Annotated in this window: 8 protein-coding genes; 3 read left to right on the top strand and 5 right to left on the bottom strand. The window is 66.9% G+C overall.

Annotated features, from left to right (window positions below; all coding sequences use genetic code 11):
* The 3 genes from BG35_RS14190 to BG35_RS0107105 all read right to left on the bottom strand — a co-directional run.
* On the bottom strand, positions 1–386 hold a 386-nt coding region (locus BG35_RS14190; protein ID WP_373276975.1), incomplete at its 3' end, for a DUF1517 domain-containing protein.
* A gap of 288 nt (positions 387–674) precedes the next feature.
* Positions 675–974 carry a sulfur carrier protein ThiS gene (thiS, locus tag BG35_RS13700; protein ID WP_025782285.1) on the bottom strand — a complete coding sequence of 100 codons (300 nt, stop codon included), beginning with the start codon at positions 972–974 and terminating at the stop codon, positions 675–677.
* The gene (locus tag BG35_RS0107105; protein ID WP_051506199.1) at positions 971–2068 is read right to left on the bottom strand and encodes a thiamine phosphate synthase; all 1098 of its coding nucleotides are present in this window, start codon (positions 2066–2068) and stop codon (positions 971–973) included. Before BG35_RS0107105 ends, thiS begins: the two co-directional genes overlap by 4 nt.
* A 50-nt stretch (positions 2069–2118) precedes the next feature.
* On the opposite strand from BG35_RS0107105, the gene BG35_RS13360 reads away from it, so the two are divergent.
* A complete protein-coding gene (locus BG35_RS13360) occupies positions 2119–2265 on the top strand; it encodes a hypothetical protein (RefSeq protein WP_173399747.1) in 147 nt (48 codons plus the stop codon).
* On the opposite strand, the gene BG35_RS13960 is transcribed toward BG35_RS13360, so the two are convergent.
* Positions 2250–2813 carry a riboflavin kinase gene (locus BG35_RS13960; protein WP_308417026.1) on the bottom strand — a complete coding sequence of 188 codons (564 nt, stop codon included), beginning with the start codon at positions 2811–2813 and terminating at the stop codon, positions 2250–2252. The two genes, BG35_RS13360 and BG35_RS13960, sit on opposite strands and share 16 nt — an antisense overlap.
* Positions 2791–3198 (bottom strand): hypothetical protein, encoded by a 408-nt coding sequence (locus BG35_RS13955; protein ID WP_308417025.1) that lies wholly within the window; start codon positions 3196–3198, stop codon positions 2791–2793. Before BG35_RS13955 ends, BG35_RS13960 begins: the two co-directional genes overlap by 23 nt.
* A 63-nt stretch (positions 3199–3261) precedes the next feature.
* On the opposite strand from BG35_RS13955, the gene BG35_RS0107090 reads away from it, so the two are divergent.
* Entirely contained in the window at positions 3262–3825 is a 564-nt protein-coding gene (locus BG35_RS0107090; protein ID WP_025782282.1) for a DUF3611 family protein, read from the top strand.
* A gap of 178 nt (positions 3826–4003) precedes the next feature.
* Positions 4004–4227, top strand: a 224-nt coding sequence (locus BG35_RS12750) for a hypothetical protein (protein ID WP_152535212.1), incomplete at its 3' end; no start/stop codon positions are given.

The raw sequence follows: 4227 nt of genomic DNA, 5'->3' as shown, positions 1-4227 counted from the left end.
GCCACGTTGATGGTGGTCTCGGCATCCAGCTTGCTGCGCTCCGTCATGGAGAGGCGGTTGAAGGTGGCCTCGGCCACGGGGAAGCCCACCTGGCCCGCCTCCCCGTTGCCGTACACCCAGTATTCGGGATTGCGCAGCAGGGCCAGGGTGACGTCTTGCAGCAGGCGCTGAAGCCCCATGGAATTGCCGGTGTCCGCCGTGGCGGCCAGTTGGCGCAAGTCCTGCTGCAGTTGCCGGGCGCTGGCCAGGAGGCCGATCTGCACCTGGGCAATGGTGACGGGGCCGTCCCGCTCGGCCAGGGCGTTGTTGGCGGAGCCCATGGTTCCGCCGCTACCCATGGCGCTGCGGAAGCCGTTGAGCAGCAGGCCCACCACGGCAAACAGCATGAGCATCCCGAACAAGCCGCCACCGCCAAAGCCGAAGAAGGGGATGATGAAGGGGAAGCCAAAGCCGCCGCCGCCAAAGCCCCCACGGCTCCCCCCCCGAAAGTGCCGCCCCCGGATCTGCGGGGCAGGGAACGGGGCGCAAAGCCGCCGCCGCCCAACCGGCCACCGCGGGCGGCATCGGCAGGCTGGGGCAGGGAAAACACCATCAGGCCCACCATCAAGACGGGAAGGAGCACCGCAGCAAGACGCCGCCGCCAGGTTCCGGGGGTCTTCATTTTCATCCGTTGCTCAAGGACGCTCCTCATAGTGTATTGACCTCCTCCCCGTGCTGAAGGTGGGGAATCCCTTCTCAAGTTCAGCGCCACCAGCCCGGAGGAGGCCGCCGCCAACGATGGTGACCACCTCCAGCACGTCCCCTTCCCGAATCCTGGTGTGGCGCCAGTACTGCCGGTGGAGGATTTCGCCGTTGAACTCCACGGCCACCAGGCGCAGGTCGTAACCCAGCCGCTCCAGGCAGGTGGTCAGCATCCCACCGGATGAAACCGCCACGGCCCGGCCGTTGACCTGAACGGTGACCGGCGTGCTCATCGACAAGGCGCGGAAGCGGTCTCGATCACCTGCAGCAACTGGCGGGTGACGGCGCCGGGATCCGAAGCGCTCATCAGGGCGCGAACCACCGCCACACCATGGGCGCCGCTCCCCATGGCCTGGTGGGCATTCCGTGGATCCACCCCGCCAATGGCAAAGCAGGGAACGGGACTGCAGGCCGTTGCCTGACGCACGTAATCCAGCCCCACAGGCGGCCGGCCGGGCTTGGTGGGGGTGGCATGAACAGGACCCACACCCACGTAGTCGCAGCCGTCGGCAACGGCCTGGCGCAGGTGATCCAGACAGTGGGTGCTGCGGCCAACGAGCCGCTCAGGCCCCAGCAGACGACGGGCCGCCAGCGGCGGAAGATCCTCCTGCCCCAGGTGTACCCCGTCAGCCTCCACGCACAGGGCCAGGTCCACGCGATCATTGACGATGAACAGGGCGCCATGGTCCCAGCAGAGTTGCCGCAGCGCCGTGGCGGTGCGGAAGCGCTGCTGATCCGTCACCTCCCCTTCCCCAGGCCGGGGGGATTTCTCCCGGTATTGCACCAACCGCAGGCCCGCTTCCAGACAGGCCTTCACCACCCCCAGCAACTCCGGCGCCGGCTGGGTAACCAGGTAGAGGCGGGCCTGACGGAGTATGTTGTGCCGCTCCTGGCTGGCCAGGAGGGCTGTTTCCAGGTCGTAGAGGCCGTAACGGATGGCGGCGGCAGTGGCGGCCAACTCCACGGCGCTGTGGCGACCGAACTCCTCCACCACCCGCAAGGCTTCCTGCACCCTGGCGCAGTTGGCGGCCACCACCTGCTGTGGCGTGGCGCGCTCCTGCTGGGCCTGGTGGCCCAATCCCGTGGCGGGATCGGAGGCTGCGTGGCGAGCTTGTTTCAAGGTGGACGGGTGACATTGGCCCAGGCGTTGGCGGTAGTCCCTGAGTTGGGCCACCAGATCCGGCCGTTGCAGCCCCAGGCGACACCAGTCTTCCACCACCCGAAGGCCCTCCCGGGCCCGGTTCAAATTGGCATCCAGCAAGCGGGCAATGCCGTGCTGCTCTCCCCCTGGTGGGGGAATCACGACACCGGATGCTGCATCAGCCATGGACGGCCTCCTTCACAGTTCTTAGGATGTAGTAGCGCTGTGTGCAACCCGTGGCCGACAACGATTTTAACCGTGGAATCATGCGTTTTGACGGGGCGGACCACCCTGTCCTGGTGATCCTCTCCGGCGCCTTGATTCTGGGGGGGATCTGTGCATTGGTGACGTGGGGGTTGGCCAACGCCTACCCCGCAATTTGAGAGAGCAGCACTTGGCGGGCCTGCTGGGCATCCTTGCCAATCTGGGCGCTGAGGTGGTCCAGATCCTGGAAGGCTTGCTGACTGCGCAGAAAACACACCGGCTCCACTTCCAGTTCCAGGCCGTTGAGGGTCATGGTGCGATCCAGCAGATGCACCTCCACTGCTGACGGTGCAGCAGGGTCCACGGTGGGCTGGGGACCCAGATTCATCACGGCGGCGAACGGCCCTTCATCCCCCACCCGCACCCAACAGCCATAGACCCCTTCCCGGGGGAGGAACTTGCGGCCGTTCACCTGGAGGTTGGCCGTGGGCCAACCCAACTCCCGCCCCAGCCCCCGACCCGCCACCACCCGGCCCTGCAACCGATAGGGGTGTGGCATCAACCGGCTGGCCTCCTCCAGTCGGCCCTGTTCCAGTGCGGAGCGGATCCGGCTGCTGCTGATGCGCTGGCGACCGTCACCCAGCAGGGGCGCCACCCGCACCCGCACCCCATGGCGCTGGCCCAGCTTCCGCAGCAGAGCCGCGTCACCACAGCGACCGGACGCCAAAGCGGAAGTTTTCCCCCACCGCCACCACGGCGGCCCGCAGTTGCTGCACCAGCACCTGAGCCACAAAGTCCTCCGGGCTCAGGCGGGCAAAGCGGCGGTCAAAGGGGAGCAGCACCAACTGGCGAATGCCCAGGGGGGCCAGCAGGTGCAGTTTTTCCTGGGGCAGGTGCAGCCGCAGGCGCACCTCGTCGAACAACACCTCCCGGGGATGGGGCCAGAAGCTGGCCACGGTGGGAACGGCTCCACCCACATCTTCCGTTACCTGGGCAATCACCCGCCGATGTCCGGCATGGAGCCCGTCAAAGCTGCCCAGCGCCAATGCAGTGGGGGTCTGGATTGTGTCCGGGGTGCGCAGGGGAATCATGGGCACGGGGGCCAGGGCCATCGCCTGGGGCATTCCCTTCTAGCCTCCTGTTACATCCTTTTGACCCGTTGAACTTGCTGTGCCATGGTTGATCGCCTTGATTTGCAGCGCATTTCCCTGGCTTTGCGCCGTCTAAGCTGGGGGCAGTTCTGGACTCAACTGACCCTGGGAGTGGTGGCGTTTGTGGTGCTGCTGCTCACCTCCAACGGCGGCCTGGCGGCAGCGGCGGAGCGGTCCCTGGGGCCGGGTCTGGCCCTCACCACCCTGGCGTTTCTGGTGCTGCTCTTCAGCCTGTGGCAATGCTGGCTGGTGGTGCGCTGTGGGCGCGCCCTGGACTCCCCAGGCCCCCGCCCCTCCCGGACCGAAACCTCACGGCTGGTGCGCCGGGGGCTTCTAGCCTCCCTGCTGGGGTTGACCCTGGGAACTGTGGGCTACCAGGCCCTGGCCGGTAGCCTGTTTGTGCAGGCGTCCCTGCAGGCGCCAGGCTTCTTCGGGGGACCGGTGGGAACGGGGGTGGGTGCAGGGGGGCTGGTGAATTACCCCATCACCTCCATCGAGATGCTCTCCGTCCTGAGCAATACCCAGGTTGTGACCGCCCATCTGGTGGGGTTGATCATTGGCCTCTGGCTGCTGCGTCGCATTCATTAGGGGAGACGGGCAGCGGCTCCAGGGGCGGCAGGGTGGACGGGTCACCGTGCCAGAAAAGCTGGGGGGCTGCAGAGGGGTGAGGGCAATCCAGCCCGCCTCCACACAGGCCAGATCCGTAGGCCACAGGGTTGGACCAACACGGTGGCGGGGATCCTCTCCTGTTATCTCCACCCCCATCGTGTACCGCATCGCTCCCGCCGTGGAGGGCTGCACCCGGAAGTACTCCCCATGGCGCCGGCCACAGGGGCGGCGCCATTGCACACCATGGATCCGGCTGGCGGGACAACCCGGCAGGTTCATGTTCAGGAGAACTCCCGGTGGCCAGCCCTTGGCAAGGCAGTGTTGCGCCACCGCCAACACCCATGGGGTGGCTGCCCCGGACTGGCGCCACTGGCTCCAGTT

Origin of the sequence: Candidatus Synechococcus spongiarum SH4 (assembly GCF_000586015.1) — a bacterium.
GTDB classification, from domain to species: domain Bacteria; phylum Cyanobacteriota; class Cyanobacteriia; order PCC-6307; family Cyanobiaceae; genus Synechococcus_B; species Synechococcus_B spongiarum_F.
Note: the sequence above shows the minus strand (reverse complement) of the source record. Positions and strands in the feature narration are given on the sequence as shown.

Bases quoted from the DNA above. Each gene is read 5' to 3' on its own strand.
- BG35_RS0107090 (WP_025782282.1), top strand. From the start codon at position 3,262: ATGGTTGATCGCCTTGATTTGCAGCGCATTTCCCTGGCTTTGCGCCGT.
- BG35_RS13955 (WP_308417025.1), bottom strand. From the start codon at position 3,198: ATGGCCCTGGCCCCCGTGCCCATGATTCCCCTGCGCACCCCGGACACA.
- BG35_RS0107105 (WP_051506199.1), bottom strand. From the start codon at position 2,068: ATGGCTGATGCAGCATCCGGTGTCGTGATTCCCCCACCAGGGGGAGAG.
- thiS (WP_025782285.1), bottom strand. From the start codon at position 974: ATGAGCACGCCGGTCACCGTTCAGGTCAACGGCCGGGCCGTGGCGGTT.